Genomic DNA, 18,590 nt, shown 5'->3' with positions numbered 1-18,590 from the left:
CAGGGGTTCTCAGGGCTACCCTATCCAGCTCCGAGCACGGCGAAGGGCCCCCGTCCGTACCCCGGACGGGGGCCCCTCACCATGGCGTGGCGACGCGGTCGATCAGTGGTGGCCGTGGCCGCTCGTGATCTCCTTGTACTCCTCGACAGTCGGCTTCGGGATCTGGTTGTCCTCGCCGTAGTAGGCGTTGCTCAGCTTGGCGCGGAGCTTCTCGGAGCCCTTGATCTTGCGCTCGACACCGTTCTCGTCGACCGCCGGGCCGACCTGGGCCGGCTCGTACTGGTGGTGCGCCGTGAGGGTGTGCAGCTGCTCCTGCGAGAGCGGCTCGTGGACCTCGATGAACTCACCGTGCGGCAGCCGCTTGATGATGCCGGTCTCGCGGCCGTGCAGCACCTTGTCGCGGTCCCGGCGCTGCAGGCCGAGGCAGATGCGCTTGGTCACGATGAACGCGATCACCGGTCCGGCGAAGAAGAAGATCCGGACGAACCAGGTCACGTCGTTGATCGACAGGTGGAAGTGCGTGGCGATGAGGTCGTTGCCACCACCGACCAGGCCCACCATGTAGATGGTCACCCAGGCCGCACCGAAGGCGGTACGGGTCGGGGCGTTGCGCGGGCGGTCCAGGATGTGGTGCTCGCTCTTGTCGCCGGTGACCCAGGACTCGATGAAGGGGTAGACCGCGATCGCGCCCAGGACCAGGCCGAACAGGACCAGCGGGATGAAGACGCCCAGGACCAGGGTGTGGCCCCAGAAGTTGATCTCCCAGCCGGGCATGTAGCGGACCAGACCCTCGGCGAAGCCCATGTACCAGTCGGGCTGGGCGCCGGTGGACACCTGGTCCGGACGGTAGGGGCCCATGGCCCAGATCGGGTTGATCTGGGTGGTCGCCGCGATGGCCGCGATGACACCGAAGACCAGGAAGAAGAAGCCTCCGGCCTTGGCCATGTAGACCGGCAGCAGCGGCATGCCGACGACGTTCTTCTCGGTCTTTCCGGGACCCGCGAACTGCGTGTGCTTGTGGTAGAAGACCAGGATCAGGTGGCCCACCATCAGGCCGAGCATGATGCCCGGCAGCAGCAGGATGTGGATCGAGTAGAACCGCCCCACGAAGTCGTGGCCGGGGAACTCGCCGCCGAAGAGGAAGTACGAGATGTACGTGCCGACGATCGGCATCGACAGGATGGCGCCCTCGGTGAAGCGGACACCGGTGCCGGAGAGCAGGTCGTCCGGGAGCGAGTAACCGGTGAAGCCGGTGAACATGCCCAGGACGAACAGCAGGAAGCCGAACAGCCAGTTGATCTCACGCGGCTTGCGGAACGCGCCGGTGAAGAACACGCGCATCATGTGCACGAACATGCCGGCGAGGAAGATCAGCGCGGCCCAGTGGTGGATCTGCCGGATGAGCAGGCCACCGCGCACGTCGAAGGAGATGTGCAGGGTCGAGTTGAACGCCTCGGACATCATCTGTCCCTGGAGCGGGACGTAGCTGCCGTGGTACACCACCTCGTTCATCGAGGGGTGGAAGAACAGCGTCAGGTACACACCCGTCAGGATGATGATGATGAAGCTGTACATGCACACTTCGCCCAACATGAACGACCAGTGGTCGGGGAAGATCTTGCGCATGTTGGACTTGGCCAGGGAGTAGATCCCGAGCCGTCCGTCGGCCCAGTCGGCGACGCGCTCGCCGGCCGGTGCCTTCCCGCGCTCGCGGGACTCGGTGTTCTCTGTAGTGCTCATCCGCGCTCCCAGAAGGCAGGACCGACGGGCTCGTCGAAGTCGCCGAGCGCCTGGAGGTAGCCCTCCTCGCTCACGCCGATGCGCAGCTGCGGCAGGGCGTGGCCGGCCGGGCCGAAGATCACTCGGGCTCCGTCGGAGAGGTCGAAGGTGGACTGGTGGCACGGGCAGAGCACGTGGTGGGTCTGCTGCTCGTACAGCGAGATCGGGCAGCCCACGTGGGTGCAGATCTTCGAGAAGGCGACGATGCCCTCGTGCGACCACTCGAGCTCGCGCTTGTCCTTGATGTTGTCCGGCTGCAGCCGGATGATCATCAGGGCCGCCTTCGCCATCACGTTCTGGAAGTCCTCCTGGGACTCCTCGACGCCCTCGGGCTTGGCGAAGGTCAGCGAGCCGACGGCGACGTCGGAGGGACGCAGCGGCTCGTTGGTGTTCATGTTGACGAGCAGCTTGCCCTTCGACCACGCCGTGTGCCGCAGCGAGGTGCCGGGCAGCGGGCCGAGGTCGCGCAGCAGCACGACGCCGGAGAGCGGGACCAGGGTCAGCGCGCCGAACATGGTGGTGCGGATCAGCTTGCGCCGGCCGATCGCCGACTCCTTCGCGCCCTGCTTGAAGTCGGCCAGGACCTTGGCCTTGACCTCCGGCGGGGCCGAGATGGCGTGCCGCTCGTCGGCGACCTCCACGTCGGACATCAGGGTGCGGGCCCAGTGGACCGCGCCCGCGCCGATGCAGAACAGCGCCGCGCCGAGGGTCAGGCCCAGGGCGAAGTTCAGCGCGCTGATGTGACCGAGCGGGAAGACGAAGATCGACTTGTCTTTGGGGATCGTCACATAGGAGGCGATGAAGCCGACGGTGGCCAGCATCGACACCGTGAACAGCATGGCCACGACGCGCTCGGACCGCTTGGCGGCCCGCTCGTCGATGTCCTGGATCCGGTGCTCGTGGGGCGGCAGACCCGGGTCCGAGAAGGGGTCCTTCTCGTCCGCGACGCTCACGGCGCCGTGCGCGTGGTCCTGCTCAGCGGGCAGGTTCTCTTCTGGAATGTCTTGGCTACTCATGACTTCTTGGCCTTTGCGGTCCGAGCGGCGACCCAGACGGCGACCGCGATCAGTGCACCGAGACCGAAGATCCAGGCGAACAGACCCTCACTGACCGGCCCGAGGCCGCCCAGGTTGAGACCGCCGGGGTTCTCCGTGTTGCTGCTGTTGACCGCGTTCAGGTACGCGATGATGTCCTTCTTGTTCTTCTCCGTCAGCGTGGTGTCGGGGAAGGACGGCATGTTCTGCGGGCCCGTCTGCATGGCCTCGTAGATGTGCTTCGGGGCGACGTTCTCAAGGCTCGGGGCGAACTTGCCCTTGGTCAGCGCACCGCCCGCGCCCACGAAGTTGTGGCACTGCGCGCAGTTGGTACGGAAGAGCTCGCCACCCTTGGCGATGTCGGCACCGTCCGGGCCGTACTGCTCCGAGGTCGGGACCTCGGGACCGGCGCCCAGCGAGGCGACGTACGCCGCGAGCTGGTCGATCTGGGCCTGGGTGTAGATGTTCTTCTTCTTGACGACCTGCGGGCCCTGCGAGGTGGCGGCCGGCATACGGCCGGTGCCGACCTGGAAGTCGACGGCCGCGGCGCCCACGCCCACCAGGCTGGGGCCGTCGGACGAACCCTGACCGCCGGTGCCGTGGCAGCTGGCGCAACCGACCGAGTAGAGCTTCTTGCCCTCCTCGATGGTCAGGGACTGGGATGTTTCATCGGCCTGCGCCTTGCCCGCGGGTGCGAACGCGGCGTACAGCCCCCCTGTGCATGCCAGCGCGAGGAGTAGGACGACGACCGCCGCCAGCGGATGGCGTCGTCGTGCGGAGAGCTTTTTCACGGATTACCCCGGTGTCAGGATCTTCTGCGTCGATGCTTCTGGAAAGTGCGCTTCTGCGGCGCGTGGTGCCGGCCCGGCTACTTGATCAGGTAGATCGTGGCGAAGAGGCCGATCCACACGACATCGACGAAGTGCCAGTAGTAGGACACGACGATGGCCGCGGTCGCCTGCTCGTGCGTGAACCTCTTCGCCGCGTAGGTGCGCCCCAGGACGAACAGGAAGGCGATGAGGCCGCCCGTCACGTGCATGCCGTGGAAGCCGGTGGTCAGGTAGAACACCGAACCGTACGGGTCGGAGGAGAGGGAGATCCCGTCCTCCTTGACCAGGTTCGTGTACTCGTAGATCTGACCGCCGATGAAGATCGCACCCATGATGAAGGTGACGATGAACCAGCCCCGGAGCTTCTTCACGTCCCCGCGCTCGGCGGCGAACACGCCGAGCTGGCAGGTGAGGGAGGAGAGCACCAGGATCGTGGTGTTGGTCGCTGAGAAGGGGATGTCGAGGTGACTCGCCATCGCCTTCCAGTGAGCCTCGCCGGTCACCGATCGCAGGGTGAAGTACATCGCGAAGAGGGCCGCGAAGAACATCAGCTCGGAACTCAGCCAGATGATGGTTCCGACGCTGGTGAGGTTCGGCCTGTTGACCGACGGGTGCGCGTGCCCGGTATCTACTGTCGTTGCTGTCGCCACGACCGACATTATGTCGGTCGCTTATCTCGCGCTCACTCCGGGGGGTGCCGTTCGGAGTGTCCGCCCCGTGTGTAGTGCCCGGATGGCCCATCGAAGCGGTGTTCCAACAGGTGTTGACGAGGTGTTCAGGGGAGTAGCATCCGGCGCATCGGTCCTGTCCGTACGACGCTGACGTCTCGGAGGAACAATGCAGCCGACCGCCACGGTGCTGGTCTACAGCGACGACTCCACCACCCGCGAGCAGGTGCGGCTCGCCGCCGGCCGGCGGCCGGCTCCCGATGTGCCGTTCGTCGAGTTCGTGGAGTGCGCGACGCCTGCGGCGGTGCTCGCCGAGCTGGACAAGGGCGGGATCGACGTGTGCGTCCTGGACGGCGAGGCCGTGCCGATGGGGGGCATGGGCATGTGTCGGCAGATCAAGGACGAGGTGTTCGCCTGCCCGCCGGTGCTGCTGCTGATCGGGCGGCCGCAGGATGCGTGGCTGGCCACGTGGAGCCGGGCGGACGCGGCGGTGACGCTGCCGGTGGAGCCGGTGGAGTTCGCGGGGGCGCTGGCCTCCCTGTTGCGGCAGAAGAGGCTGCTGAGCGCCTAGTGGGGCGGGGCGCGGGCATACAGCCCCGCGCCCCTGGGTCGGCTGCCCCTGAGGGCGATTCACAGCGCTGCCGGCTGCACCCTCGCCGCGTCCTCCGGCCTCGGGCCGTCCGGGGTGCCGTTGGTGAGGGCGCTGCCCTTGCGCCAGTTCTGCCAGGTGATGTTCCAGTCGCCGAAGCCGTTGCCGAAGTTCTCCATCGTCTTGCCGTTGGAGTTGACGACCTTCACCAGGTCGCCCGGGTGGATGGTGTCGAAGAACCACTCGGCGTTCGAGGTGCTCATGCCGGTGCAGCCGTGGCTGACGTTCGCGTACCCCTGGGAGCCCACCGACCAGGGCGCGGCGTGCACGTACTCGCCCGACCAGGTGACCCGGGTGGCGTAGTAGACCGGCAGGTCGTACGAGTCCGAGGTGCCCTCGGCGATGCCGACCGTGGTACCGCGCATGCGTACGAAGTACTGCTTCTCCAGGACCACCTTGACGCCGTTGCGGGTCTCGAAGCCCGGTTTGCCGGTGGTGACGGGGATCTGGTTGATCTCCTTGTCGTCCTTGTAGACCGTCAGCTGGTGGGCGGCGGCGTCCGTGACGGCGAGGAGCTTGTCGCCCGTGGTGAGCTTCAGGGGAGCGGCCGGGCCGCCCCAGAGGCGGTCGCTGATCCGGATGCCGTCCAGGTTGCTGTGCACCTGGATGGTGGCGTGTGCGGGCCAGTAGTCCTTGGGCCGGTAGTGGAGTTCCTTGTCGCTCACCCAGTACCAGGAGCCCACCACGGCCGGGACGGAGTCGACCCTGAGGGCGCGTTCGACGATGGCGCGCTGGGCCTTGTCCTTGATCGGGTGGTCGAGTTGGGCGGTGACCGGCTGGCCCACGCCGTACTCGCCGGCCTTGGGGCCGAAGGTGATCTTCAGCCGCTGCCGGGTGGTGGGCGTGCTGGTGTCGAAGGTGAGGGTCTTGCGGCCGGGGGCGCCGTTCTCGTCCTCTGTGCTGACCTGGACCGTGTAGTGGGCGTTGGCGGCCAGCGGGGAGGTGCTGTGCCATCGGCGGCCGTCGGCGTCGAGTTCGCCCGCCACGAAGCGGCCGGTGGCGTCCTGGGCCGTGACGTCCGTGATGCGGTCCTCGTCGCTCTTGGCGACGACCTCCAGGGGCTTGTCGGGGTCGGCCCGCTTCCCCGTCCCGGTGGGCGTGTTGAAGGAGATCTGGTCCGCCGCGTCGTACGGCTTGTCCGCGAGGGGGTTGCCGTCCGAACCGCAGGCGGTGACGCCCGCTCCGAGGGCGATCACCAGCAGGGTGCAGCTGACGACGGTACGGGCGCACGGAGAGTGACTCATATTGTCACGCTATGAGATGTTTTCCGGACCGGCGCGGCAGTGGGCCCGAACGGGTGACGGGCGCTGCGCCGAAGGCGCGACGGGCCGGAAACGACGGGAGCCCGGGCCCTCCTGACGGAGGGTCCGGGCTCCCGTTGGGTGCGGCGCGCGCTTACTGGGTGCGGTTCTCACCGCGGTAGTACTCGAACACCCAGCCGAAGAGGCCGAGCATGATGATGGGTGCCGAGAAGTACAGCAGCCACCAGCCGACGGCAACACCGAGGAAGGCCAGCGCGCCACCGACGCCCAGGGCGAGCGGCTGCCAGCTGTGCGGGCTGAAGAAGCCGATCTCGCCGGCCTCGTCCGCGACGTCGGCCTCCTTGTTGTCCTGGGCGCCCGCGTCGACGCGCGAGGCGGTGAAGCCCAGGTAGAAGCCGATCATGATGCACAGGCCGAAGGCCAGGAAGAGCGCCGTGGTACCGGCCGGTTCCTTCGACCACACGCCATAGACGATCGCGATGACGAGGACGAAGACACTCAGCCACACGAACATGCGGCCCTGGATCTTCACTTGCCGGCCTCCTTGCTGCCCGCGACAGCGGCGACGGCCTGGCCGTGCTCCAGCTGCTCCAGGGCGGCGATCTCAGGGTGGTGCAGGTCGAACGCCGGCGATTCGCTGCGGATCCGCGGCAGGGTGACGAAGTTGTGCCGCGGCGGCGGGCAGGAGGTCGCCCACTCCAGCGAACGGCCGTAGCCCCACGGGTCGTCGACGCCGACCGGCTTGCCGTACTTGGCCGTCTTCCACACGTTGTAGAGGAACGGCAGGATCGACAGGCCGAGCAGGAAGGAGCTGATCGACGAGATCGTGTTCAGGGTGGTGAAGCCGTCGGCCGCCAGGTAGTCGGCGTACCGCCGGGGCATGCCCTCGGCACCGAGCCAGTGCTGGACCAGGAAGGTGCCGTGGAAGCCGATGAACAGCGTCCAGAAGGTGATCTTGCCGAGCCGCTCGTCCAGCATCTTGCCGGTCATCTTCGGCCACCAGAAGTGGAAGCCGGAGAACATCGCGAAGACGACCGTACCGAAGACCACGTAGTGGAAGTGCGCCACCACGAAGTACGAGTCGGAGACGTGGAAGTCCATCGGCGGCGAGGCCAGGATGACACCGGTCAGACCACCGAAGGTGAAGGTGATCAGGAAGCCGGTGGCCCACAGCATCGGTGTCTCGAAGGACAGCGAGCCCTTCCACATGGTGCCGATCCAGTTGAAGAACTTCACACCGGTCGGCACCGCGATCAGGAAGGTCATGAAGGAGAAGAACGGCAGCAGCACACCGCCGGTGACGTACATGTGGTGGGCCCACACCGTCACGGACAGACCGGCGATCGAGATGGTCGCGGCCACCAGACCCATGTAGCCGAACATCGGCTTGCGGGAGAAGACCGGGATGACCTCGGAGATGATGCCGAAGAACGGCAGCGCGATGATGTACACCTCTGGGTGGCCGAAGAACCAGAAGAGGTGTTGCCAGAGCAGCGCTCCGCCGTTCGCGGCATCGAATACGTGTGCCCCGAATTTTCGGTCCGCCTCGAGCGCGAACAGCGCCGCGGCGAGCACCGGGAAGGCGAGCAGGACCAGCACGGCGGTCAGCAGCACGTTCCACACGAAGATCGGCATCCGGAACATGGTCATGCCCGGCGCACGCATGCAGATGATCGTGGTGATGAAGTTGACCGCGCCGAGGATGGTGCCGAAGCCGGAGAAGGCCAGACCCATGATCCACATGTCGGCGCCGATGCCCGGCGAGCGGACCGCGTCCGACAGCGGGGAGTAGGCGAACCAGCCGAAGTCCGCGGCACCCTGCGGGGTGAGGAAGCCGCCGACCGCGATGGTCGAGCCGAACAGGTAGAGCCAGTAGGCGAACATGTTCAGCCGCGGGAACGCGACGTCGGGCGCGCCGATCTGCAGCGGCATGATCCAGTTCGTGAAGCCGGCGAACAGCGGCGTCGCGAACATCAGCAGCATGATCGTGCCGTGCATCGTGAACGCCTGGTTGAACTGCTCGTTCGACATGATCTGCAGACCGGGGCGAGCGAGCTCGGCGCGCATCAGCAGCGCCATCACACCGCCGATCAGGAAGAACGCGAACGACGTGACCAGATAGAGCGTTCCGATGGTCTTGTGGTCGGTGGTGGTGAGCCACTTGATGACCACGTTGCCGGGCTGCTTGCGCCTGACCGGCAGCTCATCCGCGTAAGTGCCTTCAGCTGCCGCGGCACCCTGGGGTTCGTTGAGGATGCTCACAGGTTGTTCGTCTCCCGGTTCTTCTCGTGGCTCGTCTGCGCGATGCCGGCGGGAATGTAACCGGTCTGCCCCTTCTTGGCGAGGTCCTTGAGGTGCTGCTGGTAGCGCTCGGGCGAGACGACCTTCACGTTGAACAGCATCCGGGAGTGGTCGACGCCGCAGAGCTCGGCGCACTTGCCGAGGAAGGTGCCCTCCTGGTTCGGAGTCACCTGGAACGCGTTGGTGTGACCCGGGATGACGTCCATCTTCATCAGGAACGGCACCACCCAGAAGGAGTGGATGACGTCACGCGAGGTGAGGACGAAGCGGACGGTCTCGCCCTTGGGGAGCCACAGCGTCGGACCGGGGTTGTGGGTCTGCGGGTTCCTCGTACCCGGCGTACCGACGTCGTAGACACCGCCGGCTGCGGCCGGGAATTCCTTCTTGAACCGGTCCGGGATGGCGGCCAGGTTCGCGTCGGTCTTCGCGTCGCCGGTGACACCGGCGACGGGCGTGATGTAGTTGAAGCCCCAGCTCCACTGGAAGCCGACCACGTTGACCGTGACGTCCGGCTTCTTGTCGGTGAGGCTGAGCAGCTTCGTCTCGTCGCGCGCCGTGAAGTAGAACAGCACCGAGACGATGATGAGCGGCACCACCGTGTACAGGGCCTCGATCGGCATGTTGTACCGGGTCTGGGCCGGGACTTCGATCTTGGTGCGGCTGCGCCGGTGGAAGATGGCGCTCCAGATGATCAGACCCCACACCAGCACGCCGACGGCGAGCGCGGCGGCCCAGGAGCCCTGCCACAGGGAGAGGATCCGCGGAGCCTCTTCCGTGGTCGGGGTGGGCATACCAAGGCGGGGGAAGTCCTTGTATGTGCATCCGGTAGCGGATACCAGGACCAGGCCCGCGGTCATTGCCTGCAGCAGCTTCCGCCGCATCGGGCGCCGCGGCGAGCGGTCGGAGCCGTTGGGACTCACGTAGCGCCTTCCCGAGAGTCTCGCCCGCGCGGTCGGCTGCGGCCTTCTCGCTGGTCGGTCGCCGCCCTGCGTCGGGCAGGGGTTTGGATGTTTATGCGGACCAAACCCTAGCCGACGCCCTTCGGGGGTTCGCGGGGAGGGGGGCATACGCGTCGCCTGTCACTCGGTTGGGGTGGGATTGGGCGCCCAATAGCTCGGGTTGGTGGGGTTTGCGTTGCGGGTGCGGGTGCGTGGGGGCCGGTCGCGCCCACGCGGCGGAGCCGCATATCGGCACAGCCCCGCGCCCCTGGGTTCGCCGTCCCTGAGGACGCTTTAACGTTGCTGCGTGTCCTACTTTGACGCCGCGTCCGCCGCTCCCCTTCATCCTGTCGCCCGTCAGGCGTTGTTGGCCGCCCTGGACGACGGGTGGGCCGATCCGTCCCGGCTGTACCGCGAGGGGCGCAAGGCGCGCATGCTGCTGGACGCCGCCCGGGAGGCGGCCGCCGAGGCCGTCGGCTGCCGGCCGGACGAGCTGACGTTCACTCCATCGGGCACCCGGGCCGTCCATACGGGCGTCGCCGGGGCGTTGGCCGGTCGTCGTCGCGTCGGACGTCACCTGATCGTGTCAGCCGTCGAACACTCCTCGGTGCTCCATTCGGCCGAGGTGTTCGAGGCGGAGGGTGGACAGGTGACCCGGGTGCCGGTGGCGCGGACGGGAGCAGTGGACGCCGGCTCCTACGAGGCCGCTGTCCGGCCCGACACCGCGCTCGCCTGCCTCCAGTCGGCCAACCACGAGGTGGGGACCGTACAGCCGGTGGCGGCGGTGGCCGAGGTGTGCCGGGCGGCCGGGGTGCCGTTGCTGGTGGACGCGGCGCAGTCGCTGGGGTGGGAGCGGGTGGCGGGCGACTGGTCGCTGCTGACGGCGAGTGCGCACAAATGGGGCGGGCCGAGCGGGGTCGGTCTGCTGGTCGTGCGCAAGGGGGTGCGGTTCGCCGTCCAAGGGGCCTCGGACGAGCGGGAGTCGGGGCGGGCGCCCGGCTTCGAGAACCTGCCGGCGGTCGTCGCGGCGGCCGCCTCGCTGCGGGCCGTGCGGGCGGAGGCCGAGCGGGAGGCCGAACGGCTGCGGGAGCTGACGGCACGGATCCGGGCGCGGGTACCGGAGTTGGTGCCGGACGTGGAGGTGGTGGGCGACGCGGAGCGGCGGCTGCCCGGGGTCGTCACCTTCTCCTGTCTCTATGTCGATGGAGAGACATTGCTGCACGAGCTGGACCGGGAGGGCTTTTCGGTGTCCTCGGGGTCGTCCTGCACGAGCAGCACGCTGACGCCGAGCCATGTGCTCAAGGCGATGGGCGTACTGAGTGAGGGGAACGTGCGGGTGTCGCTGCCGGCGGGAGCGGCCGAGGGGGACGTGGAGCGGTTCCTGGAGGTGCTGCCGGGGGTGGTGGCCGGGGTACGGGAGAAGCTGGGAGCGCCTGCGCCGTCGGCGGCCGTCCAGGAGGACGTACTCGTCGTGGACGCCCTCGGCAAGCGCTGCCCGATCCCCGTCATCGAACTGGCGAAGGTCATCGGGACCGTGCCGGTGGGCGGCAGGGTGCGGGTGCTGTCCGACGACGAGGCGGCACGACTGGACATCCCGGCCTGGTGCGAGATGCGCGGCCAGGAGTACGTGGGTGAGGAGAAGGCGGAGAAGGGAACGGCGTACTTGGTCCGCCGGATCAGCTGACCTGCTCAGGGGCGCGGGGGACTGCGCGACCAGCCCCCACGCGCCCGCGGCCGGACCTCAGACCAGGTGACCCCGGACTTCCTCGGCCGCCTCGTCCCCGTACGCCTTGGTGAACCGCTCCATGAAGTGGCCCCGGCGCAGCTGGTACTCCTGCGTGCCCACCGTCTCGATGACGAGCGTCGCCAGCATGCAGCCCACCTGGGCCGCCCGCTCCAGCGAGACCCCCCACGCGAGGCCGGAGAGGAACCCTGCGCGGAACGCGTCACCGACGCCCGTCGGGTCGGCCTTGCGCTCCTCGTCGGGGCAGCCGACCTCGATCGGGTCCTCGCCCACCCGCTCGATACGGACGCCGCGCGCACCCAGCGTCGTGACCCGGTGGCCGACCTTCGCGAGGATCTCCTCGTCGCTCCAGCCGGTCTTCGTCTCGATGAGCCCCTTCTCGTACTCGTTGGAGAAGAGGTACGTCGCACCCTCCAGCAGTATCCCGATCTCGTCGCCGTTCATCCGGGCGATCTGCTGGGAGAAGTCGGCGGCGAAGGGGATGGACCGGGTCCGGCACTCCTCCGTGTGGCGGAGCATGCCCTCCGGGTCGTCCGCGCCGATCAGGACCAGGTCGAGTCCGCCGACCCGGTCGGCCACGGTCTTGAGCTCGATCAGGCGGGCCTCGCTCATCGCGCCCGTGTAGAAGGAGCCGATCTGGTTGTGGTCGGCGTCGGTCGTGCACACGAAACGCGCGGTGTGCAGGGTCTCGGAGATGCGGACGGAGTCCGTGTCGACGCCGTGCCGGTCGAGCCAGGCCCGGTACTCGTCGAAGTCGAAGCCCGCCGCGCCGACCAGGATCGGCCGGGTGCCGAGCTGTCCCATGCCGAACGCGATGTTCGCGCCGACGCCACCGCGCCGCACGTCCAGGTTGTCGACCAGGAAGGACAGCGAGACCGTGTGCAGCTGGTCCGCGACCAGCTGGTCCGCGAAGCGGCCGGGGAACGTCATGAGGTGGTCGGTGGCGATGGAGCCGGTGACTGCGATGCGCACGGCTGGGACTCTCCTGAGGGGGAGGCGTTATTGACAGTTAACGCTACCGGGTCCGCATGGGCGCCCTGAAGGTGCCAAAACTACCCGATAGTAGATCTTTCTTCGCGGCCCACGGCGTGCTTACCGTTCCGTCATGACGAACCTCAAGGTCCACACCCCCGCTCCGGCCGACCTCGACGGCGACCTCGCGTCGCTGCGCGGGGACTGCGCCCGGATGGCTCCGCACTGGGCTGTTCCCGATCACAGCGATGCCCGGCCGGTGCCGCCTTCACTCATCCACGGGGTGACCGTGCCGAAGAAGTCCGCCAGACTCCTGGACGCGATGTCCGACTACGGCGACTGAGTTCCGCCCGGCGCGTTCCCCGGGAACCGCGCGCTCCCCTCCCGCGTCCCATCGCCGTCCCCCGTGAAGGGGAGGCGGGATACGACACGGCAAGGAGCGATGCGGTGAAGAGCGAGCGACCCGAGAGCGACGACGACGCGGCCGCGGGCGGCACCGGGGAGTCCCCCGAGGCCCGGCAGGCCACGGAGTCGCCGAAGGCTGCCGAGCCCGAGGTGGCCGCCGACGCCGATACCGACTCCGATACCGATGCCGATGCCGATTCCGGCGCCGATGCCGATGCCGATGCCCCCGCGCAGGTCACCGCGGAGTCCGGTGAGTCCACCGGGGGCGCCGCGGCGCAGGTTCCGGAGCCGGAGGAGGCTCCCGAGACCCCCGGGGCCGAAGCCGAAGCGGGTACCGGGGCCGGTGCCCCCGCCGACGCCGGCACCGATGCCGATGCCCCCGCCCCCCGCCGCCGCTCCCCCGCCCTCGTCATCGTTTCCGTGGCCGCCGCCGTGCTCCTGGTCGGCGGCGGCAGTGCCTACCTCGCCGCGAACACCGGCTCGGGCTCCGACGGCGGTACGGCCTCGGGCGCGTCCGGCGGTGCCACTCCCCCGCCCCTCGCCCTGGACGGCTACTCCTCCGGCGGCGGCAACGGGATAGCCCCGGGCGAGCCCAACCCGTACGGGGTGACGTACAAGGCGAGCGGCACGCTCCCCGCCGGCCCCGGCTCGGCCGCCGTGTACCAGCCCTCCGGCGAGGTCTCCAAGGACCGGGTCGCCGCGCTGGCGAAGGCGCTCGGGATCGAGGGCGCCCCGGTCGCCGAGGGCCAGGTCTGGAAGGTGGGCACCGACAACGACGGCTCGGGCGGGAGCCTCCAGGTGAACCGGACGGCCCCCGGCATCTGGACGTACAGCCGCTACGCCCCGGGCACCGACAACTGCAAGCGCGGTCTGGTGTGCACCCAGGACCCGGCGGCACCGGCCGGTGACCCGGTGAGCGTCGGCGCCGCCGAGCGGGCGGCGGCGCCGGTGCTGAAGGCTCTCGGCCAGGACGAGGCCAAGCTCGACGCGAGCGAGGTGATGGGCGCCCAGCGGGTGGTGAACGCCGATCCGGTGGTCGGCGGGCTGCCGACGTACGGCTGGACGACCGGGCTGACCGTGAGCAGGCAGGGTGAGGTGGTCGGCGGCAACGGGATGCTCGCGACGCCCGCGAAGGGCGCCACGTATCCGGTGCTCAGCGCCGCGAAGACGCTGGAGCTGATGAACGCGGCGCCGCGCTCCGACCACCGGATGGGCATCGGCGGCTGCGCCAGTCCCGTACCGCTGAAGGACCGGCTGGAGCAGCCGTGCGGTGCGTCGTCCGCGTCCGCGTCGGCGTCGGCGTCGGCGTCGGCCGCGACCTCGGCCGTGGTCGAGAAGGCGGTGTTCGGGCTGGCCGCGCAGTCCGTCGCCGGACGGCAGGCGCTGGTGCCGTCCTGGCTGTTCCAGGTGCGCGGGGCGGCGGACTCGTACACCGTGACCCGTCCGGCGGTGGACCCGACGTACCTGGCCTCCGCCTCGGCGAGCCCCAGCCCGTCCCCGGGTGCCACGAAGAACGTGAAGGTGGACGGCTACACGGCGGACGGCCGTGAGCTGACCGTCGCCTTCACCGGCGGGGTGTGCGCCGACTACAAGGCCACGGCGGACGAGGGTGCGGAGCAGGTGGTGGTGAAGGTGACCGCGACGCCCTGGCCGGACAAGATCTGCGTCATGATCGCCAAGCAGTACCACCAGACGATCCGCCTCGACGCGCCGCTCGACGGCCGGAAGGTGGTCGGCATCGACGGCGCCGCCGTCCCGAAGGAGAAGGCGACGACGCTGAACCCCCAGGCGGGCTGAGCACGCACACACGAAGGCGGCGGCCCCTCACCACGAGGGGCCGCCGCCTTCCTGCCGTGTGCCCTTCGGTTCAGCTGAAGGAGTCGCCGCAGGCGCAGGAGCCGGTCGCGTTCGGGTTGTCGATCGTGAAGCCCTGCTTCTCGATGGTGTCGACGAAGTCGATCGACGCGCCGCCCAGGTACGGGGCGCTCATGCGGTCGGTGACGACCTTGACGCCGCCGAAGTCCTTCACGACGTCGCCGTCGAGGGAACGCTCGTCGAAGAAGAGCTGGTAGCGCAGGCCGGAGCAGCCACCGGGCTGGACGGCGACGCGCAGGGCGAGGTCGTCACGGCCTTCCTGGTCGAGCAGGGCCTTGACCTTGGCCGCGGCGGCGTCGCTCAGGATGATGCCGTCGGTGGCGGTGCTGGTCTCGTCCGATACGGACATCTACATCTCTCCCGGGTTGTACGGAGACTGCTTGCCGACGAGTGCAACCGGCGGGTCCGCTGATTCATTCCGGGCCGGCGTGCGCGTTCTCGCGTTTTTCCTACGTCTTCATGCTCGCACATGCCCGAAGTGACGCACAGCAGTCGCCGTGGCCACCCACGGCGACCTGCGCACACGGCGACCACCCGGCGTCCACCTGGCGGTCACCCTCCCGTTCGGCGCCGGGATTGATGTCACATCGACGCTATGGCCATCGTCAAAGTGACGTGAAGCGGTTATGATAGATAACGTCAGAACGACGAAAAGTAGAAAGGGTGCGTGCCGTGACCACCGCCCAGACCACGGAGCTCGACGTACAGCCGACTCCGCTCGCCCTGCTGCTGCTCGGCCGTGAGGCCGACCCGAAGAGCGAGCGGGGTGTCGAGTGTCCCGGCGACCTGCCCTCGCCGTCCGACCCGGACCTGGTCGCGCGCGCCCGCGCGGCCAAGGAGAAGCTCGGCGACAAGGTCTTCGTCCTCGGCCACCACTACCAGCGCGACGAGGTCATCCAGTTCGCCGATGTCACGGGCGACTCCTTCAAGCTGGCCCGGGACGCCGCGGCCCGCCCGGAGGCCGAGTACATCGTGTTCTGCGGTGTGCACTTCATGGCCGAGTCCGCCGACATCCTGACCTCGGACGACCAGAAGGTGGTCCTTCCCGACCTCGCGGCCGGCTGCTCCATGGCCGACATGGCGACGGCCGAGCAGGTCGCCGAGTGCTGGGACGTGCTGACCGAGGCCGGGATAGCCGAGCAGGTGGTCCCCGTCTCGTACATGAACTCGTCCGCGGACATCAAGGCGTTCACGGGCAAGCACGGCGGCACCATCTGCACCTCGTCGAACGCGCAGCGCGCGCTGGAGTGGGCCTTCGAGCAGGGCGAGAAGGTTCTCTTCCTCCCCGACCAGCACCTCGGCCGCAACACGGCCGTCCGGGACATGGGCATGTCCCTGGACGACTGCGTGGTCTACAACCCGCACAAGCCGAACGGCGGCCTCACGGCCGGCCAGTTGCGCGACGCGAAGATGATCCTGTGGCGCGGCCACTGCTCGGTGCACGGCCGCTTCAGCCTGGACTCCGTCAACGACGTGCGCGAGCGCATCCCGGGCGTGAACGTCCTCGTCCACCCCGAGTGCAGGCACGAGGTCGTGGCCGCCGCCGACTACGTCGGCTCGACGGAGTACATCATCAAGGCCCTGGAGGCCGCGCCGGCCGGCTCCAAGTGGGCCATCGGCACGGAGCTGAACCTGGTCCGCCGCCTGGCGAACCGTTTCGCGCCCGAGGGCAAGGAGATCGTCTTCCTCGACAGGACGGTCTGCTTCTGCTCCACCATGAACCGCATCGACCTCCCTCACCTGGTCTGGACCCTGGAGTCGCTGGCCGAGGGCAACCTGGTCAACCGGATCGAGGTCGACAAGGAGACCGAGGCGTTCGCCAAGCTGGCCCTGGAGCGGATGCTGGCGCTGCCGTAGCCGTACGGCGCCCGTGTCACCCCGGGCCGACGGGTTTGCGCTCGGGGTGCGCGGGGTCGAGGGTGAAGATCGTGCCGTCGGAGGTCGAGAGGACCAGCGCGCCCCGGTTGAACCAGACCGTGGGCAGCAGGCCGCTGTTGCCGAGCACCTCGGCGCGGGCGGAGGACTCCCACAGGACGGTCCCCTTCGCCGCGTCGAGCGCGACCACCCGTCCGCTCATGCCCGCCATGTAGACCGTGCGCCCCTTGGCGTCCACCGAGGCCTGGCCCGGCGACTCCAGGGTCGTGTGGCTCTCCCACAGCCGGGCCCCGGTCGTGGGCGAGAACGCGGTGACCAGGCCGCTGGAGGTGGCGAGGTAGAGCGTGCCGTGGGCCAGGGTGGGCAGCCCGCCCCGGTACTTCTCGGGCAGCGGGGTCAGGGTGCGCTTCCCGGTGCCGGGGTCGACGCGCACGATGCGGTGGTAGATCAGGTCGGGGCCGTTCTCGACGTCCTGGTCGTCCGACTCCAGGAAGAGCAGCCGGCCGGAGAGGGTGCCGACGAAACTGGCCGTCTGGGCGGGCGAGTCCAGGGTGCGCACCGAGCCGTCGGCGGGGTGGACGACGTAGAACCTCGTGGCGTGGGAGCCGTCCGTCTGGTCGCCGCAGTCCACGTAGGGGAAGTCTCCGGCGGAGAGCATCGAGCAGAGCCAGCCGCGGGGCACCGGGACGGTGCTGCGCACGCTGCCGTCGCGCGCCGAGCGGACGGTGAACGTGCTGCCGTCGCCCTCCTGGGTCAGGGTCACCCCGGCGCCGTAGGCCGACCCCAGGCTGTCGGTGCGGACCGCGTGGGACCAGCGCCTGCTGCCGTCCTTGCCGTCGAGCGCCATGACGGACTGGGCTTTCCCCGCGCCGTTCTCGTCGGTGATCTGGAGTTCTACGAGGACCAGTCCGTCGTCCACCCCGAGGACGGTCGTGATGTAGCGGTCGGCCGGTACGCCCGCGGGCGCTATGCCGGACCGCCAGAGGGTCCGGCCGGTGGTGGCGTCGACCCGGGTCGGGAGGAGAGCGGTGCCGCCGCAGTAGACGGAGGAGCCGTCCGAGACACACGTGGGTGAGGTGTCGCCCTCGTAGCCGGGTGCCTTCTTCACGCCTTGCCCGGCGGTCGCGGACACCGTTGTCTGCCAGGGCCTCCAGCCGGCGGGGAGGGCGCCCCAGCGGGAGCCGGCGGACGCGGAGGAGCTGGTGCTCGCCTCGCCGTTGCTGTTCCCGGGGCCCTGCAGCAGGAAGTAGCCGGTCAGGGCCACGGCGGTCACCGCGGCTGCGGCGAGCAGCACGCGAGGGGTGCGGCGGCGGGGGCGGCGGCCGGTGACCGGCGGGGTGGCGGCGTCGGCGGCCTGGGCGTGGCGGCCGGGGTGCGTGGCCGGCAGGCGCAGGGTCATGGTCCCCGGTTCGGCGGCGGACGGCTCCGGCAGGGCCGCACCGAACTGGCGGGCCAGTTCGTCGAGTGAGGGCCGGGCGTCGGGGTCCTTGGCCAGGCAGCGCTCCAGGACCGCGCGCAGCGGGCCGGTGACGCCGTCCAGGACGGGCTCGTTGTGGACCACCCGATAGCCGGTGAGGTAGGGGCTGTCGGCGTCGAAGGGGCCGCGCCCGGTGACGCAGTACACCAGGAGCGCGCCGAGCGAGAAGACGTCGGAGGCGGGGCCGACGGTACGGGCGTCGGTGAACTGCTCCGGAGACATGAAGGGCGGCGTGCCGACCATCTGCCCGGTCTCGGTGAGGGTGTTGTGGTTCTCGGCGGCCCGGGAGATGCCGAAGTCGATGACGCGGGGCCCGTCCTCGGCCATCAGGACGTTGGCCGGTTTCAGGTCGCGGTGCACCATCCCCGCCCGGTGGATGTCCCGCAGCGCCTCCACCAGGCCGAGGGCCAGCGGCCGCAACTCGGTGACGCGGAGCGCGCCGTGGGCCCTGATGCGGGCGGCGAGGGAGGGCCCTGGCACGTACTGGGTGGCCATCCAGGGCGCCGGCGCGTCCGGGTCGGCGTCCAGGACGGGGGCCGTGAAGGCGCCGCTGACCCGGCGGGCGGCCTCGATCTCCTGCCGGAACCGCGCGCGGAAGACGGGGTCCTCGGCGTACTGGGCGTGCACCACCTTGACGGCGACCTCGCGCCCGGAGCGCGACCGGCCCCGGTAGACGATGCCCATCCCGCCGGCCCCCAGCCGGTCGGCGAGCTTGTACCCGCCGAGGGACCGTGGGTCGTCCTTGTGCAGCGGCACGCCGAAACTCCCCTTCCCCGCCGTG

At 69.3% G+C, this 18,590-nt stretch carries 16 protein-coding genes; 5 read left to right on the top strand and 11 right to left on the bottom strand.

Annotated elements, in window-relative coordinates:
• Positions 1-102: 102 nt before the first annotated feature.
• The 4 genes from qcrB to ctaE all read right to left on the bottom strand — a co-directional run bounded on the left by qcrB (position 103) and on the right by ctaE (position 4,302).
• A complete protein-coding gene (qcrB, locus tag ACZ63F_RS10855; RefSeq protein WP_469710126.1) occupies positions 103-1,740 on the bottom strand; it encodes a cytochrome bc1 complex cytochrome b subunit in 1,638 nt (545 codons plus the stop codon).
• Positions 1,737-2,795 carry a cytochrome bc1 complex Rieske iron-sulfur subunit gene (qcrA, locus tag ACZ63F_RS10850; protein WP_469710125.1) on the bottom strand — a complete coding sequence of 353 codons (1,059 nt, stop codon included), beginning with the start codon at positions 2,793-2,795 and terminating at the stop codon, positions 1,737-1,739. The genes qcrB and qcrA overlap by 4 nt, the downstream gene beginning before the upstream one ends.
• Positions 2,792-3,604: a cytochrome bc1 complex diheme cytochrome c subunit gene (gene qcrC / locus ACZ63F_RS10845; protein ID WP_469710124.1), complete on the bottom strand. Its 813-nt coding sequence runs from the start codon at positions 3,602-3,604 to the stop codon at positions 2,792-2,794. The genes qcrA and qcrC overlap by 4 nt, the downstream gene beginning before the upstream one ends.
• A gap of 77 nt (positions 3,605-3,681) precedes the next feature.
• Positions 3,682-4,302, bottom strand: coding sequence for an aa3-type cytochrome oxidase subunit III (gene ctaE, locus ACZ63F_RS10840; RefSeq protein WP_352363711.1), 621 nt, complete (start codon positions 4,300-4,302; stop codon positions 3,682-3,684).
• A gap of 178 nt (positions 4,303-4,480) precedes the next feature.
• Here ctaE and ACZ63F_RS10835 point away from each other — a divergent pair, with 178 nt between their 5' ends.
• Positions 4,481-4,882 carry a response regulator gene (locus ACZ63F_RS10835; RefSeq protein ID WP_469710123.1) on the top strand — a complete coding sequence of 134 codons (402 nt, stop codon included), beginning with the start codon at positions 4,481-4,483 and terminating at the stop codon, positions 4,880-4,882.
• A gap of 59 nt (positions 4,883-4,941) precedes the next feature.
• Here the strand turns inward: ACZ63F_RS10835 and ACZ63F_RS10830 are convergent, their stop codons facing one another.
• The 4 genes from ACZ63F_RS10830 to ctaC form a co-directional block, all read right to left on the bottom strand.
• The gene (locus tag ACZ63F_RS10830; RefSeq protein ID WP_469710122.1) at positions 4,942-6,204 is read right to left on the bottom strand and encodes a L,D-transpeptidase; all 1,263 of its coding nucleotides are present in this window, start codon (positions 6,202-6,204) and stop codon (positions 4,942-4,944) included.
• Positions 6,205-6,355: 151 nt separating this feature from the next.
• Complete coding sequence (locus ACZ63F_RS10825; protein WP_469710121.1) at positions 6,356-6,754, bottom strand: cytochrome c oxidase subunit 4; 399 nt, start codon at positions 6,752-6,754, stop codon at positions 6,356-6,358.
• A complete protein-coding gene (ctaD, locus tag ACZ63F_RS10820; protein WP_093503956.1) occupies positions 6,751-8,484 on the bottom strand; it encodes an aa3-type cytochrome oxidase subunit I in 1,734 nt (577 codons plus the stop codon). Before ctaD ends, ACZ63F_RS10825 begins: the two co-directional genes overlap by 4 nt.
• Entirely contained in the window at positions 8,481-9,443 is a 963-nt protein-coding gene (gene ctaC, locus ACZ63F_RS10815) for an aa3-type cytochrome oxidase subunit II (protein WP_469710120.1), read from the bottom strand. The genes ctaD and ctaC overlap by 4 nt, the downstream gene beginning before the upstream one ends.
• A gap of 325 nt (positions 9,444-9,768) precedes the next feature.
• Here ctaC and ACZ63F_RS10810 point away from each other — a divergent pair, with 325 nt between their 5' ends.
• On the top strand, positions 9,769-11,145 hold the full coding sequence (locus ACZ63F_RS10810) for an aminotransferase class V-fold PLP-dependent enzyme (RefSeq protein WP_469710119.1): 1,377 nt from the start codon (positions 9,769-9,771) through the stop codon (positions 11,143-11,145).
• A 57-nt stretch (positions 11,146-11,202) separates the two neighbouring features.
• Here the strand turns inward: ACZ63F_RS10810 and ACZ63F_RS10805 are convergent, their stop codons facing one another.
• A complete protein-coding gene (locus ACZ63F_RS10805; RefSeq protein ID WP_351954535.1) occupies positions 11,203-12,177 on the bottom strand; it encodes a carbohydrate kinase family protein in 975 nt (324 codons plus the stop codon).
• Positions 12,178-12,310: 133 nt separating this feature from the next.
• Between ACZ63F_RS10805 and ACZ63F_RS10800 the strand changes: the two genes are divergently transcribed.
• Both ACZ63F_RS10800 and ACZ63F_RS10795 read left to right on the top strand, forming a co-directional pair.
• On the top strand, positions 12,311-12,520 hold the full coding sequence (locus ACZ63F_RS10800) for a hypothetical protein (protein ID WP_469710118.1): 210 nt from the start codon (positions 12,311-12,313) through the stop codon (positions 12,518-12,520).
• A gap of 104 nt (positions 12,521-12,624) precedes the next feature.
• On the top strand, positions 12,625-14,379 hold the full coding sequence (locus ACZ63F_RS10795; RefSeq protein WP_469710117.1) for a hypothetical protein: 1,755 nt from the start codon (positions 12,625-12,627) through the stop codon (positions 14,377-14,379).
• Positions 14,380-14,449: 70 nt separating this feature from the next.
• On the opposite strand, the gene ACZ63F_RS10790 is transcribed toward ACZ63F_RS10795, so the two are convergent.
• A complete protein-coding gene (locus ACZ63F_RS10790; RefSeq protein ID WP_030951236.1) occupies positions 14,450-14,806 on the bottom strand; it encodes an iron-sulfur cluster assembly accessory protein in 357 nt (118 codons plus the stop codon).
• Positions 14,807-15,129: 323 nt separating this feature from the next.
• Here ACZ63F_RS10790 and nadA point away from each other — a divergent pair, with 323 nt between their 5' ends.
• Complete coding sequence (gene nadA, locus ACZ63F_RS10785) at positions 15,130-16,314, top strand: quinolinate synthase NadA (protein ID WP_469710116.1); 1,185 nt, start codon at positions 15,130-15,132, stop codon at positions 16,312-16,314.
• A 16-nt stretch (positions 16,315-16,330) separates the two neighbouring features.
• Here the strand turns inward: nadA and ACZ63F_RS10780 are convergent, their stop codons facing one another.
• Positions 16,331-18,565, bottom strand: coding sequence for a protein kinase domain-containing protein (locus tag ACZ63F_RS10780; RefSeq protein ID WP_469710115.1), 2,235 nt, complete (start codon positions 18,563-18,565; stop codon positions 16,331-16,333).
• Positions 18,566-18,590 lie beyond the last annotated feature (25 nt).

It is taken from the genome of Streptomyces sp. NPDC104761, assembly GCF_055583445.1.
This window is presented reverse-complemented; position numbering and strand designations above follow the sequence as displayed.

What these genes read in the sequence shown, in the direction of transcription:
- ACZ63F_RS10790 (WP_030951236.1), bottom strand. Translation starts at nt 14,806, where the DNA reads ATGTCCGTATCGGACGAGACCAGCACCGCCACCGACGGCATCATCCTG.
- ACZ63F_RS10830 (WP_469710122.1), bottom strand. Translation starts at nt 6,204, where the DNA reads ATGAGTCACTCTCCGTGCGCCCGTACCGTCGTCAGCTGCACCCTGCTG.
- qcrB (WP_469710126.1), bottom strand. Translation starts at nt 1,740, where the DNA reads ATGAGCACTACAGAGAACACCGAGTCCCGCGAGCGCGGGAAGGCACCG.
- ACZ63F_RS10835 (WP_469710123.1), top strand. Translation starts at nt 4,481, where the DNA reads ATGCAGCCGACCGCCACGGTGCTGGTCTACAGCGACGACTCCACCACC.
- ctaE (WP_352363711.1), bottom strand. Translation starts at nt 4,302, where the DNA reads ATGTCGGTCGTGGCGACAGCAACGACAGTAGATACCGGGCACGCGCAC.
- ACZ63F_RS10800 (WP_469710118.1), top strand. Translation starts at nt 12,311, where the DNA reads ATGACGAACCTCAAGGTCCACACCCCCGCTCCGGCCGACCTCGACGGC.
- qcrA (WP_469710125.1), bottom strand. Translation starts at nt 2,795, where the DNA reads ATGAGTAGCCAAGACATTCCAGAAGAGAACCTGCCCGCTGAGCAGGAC.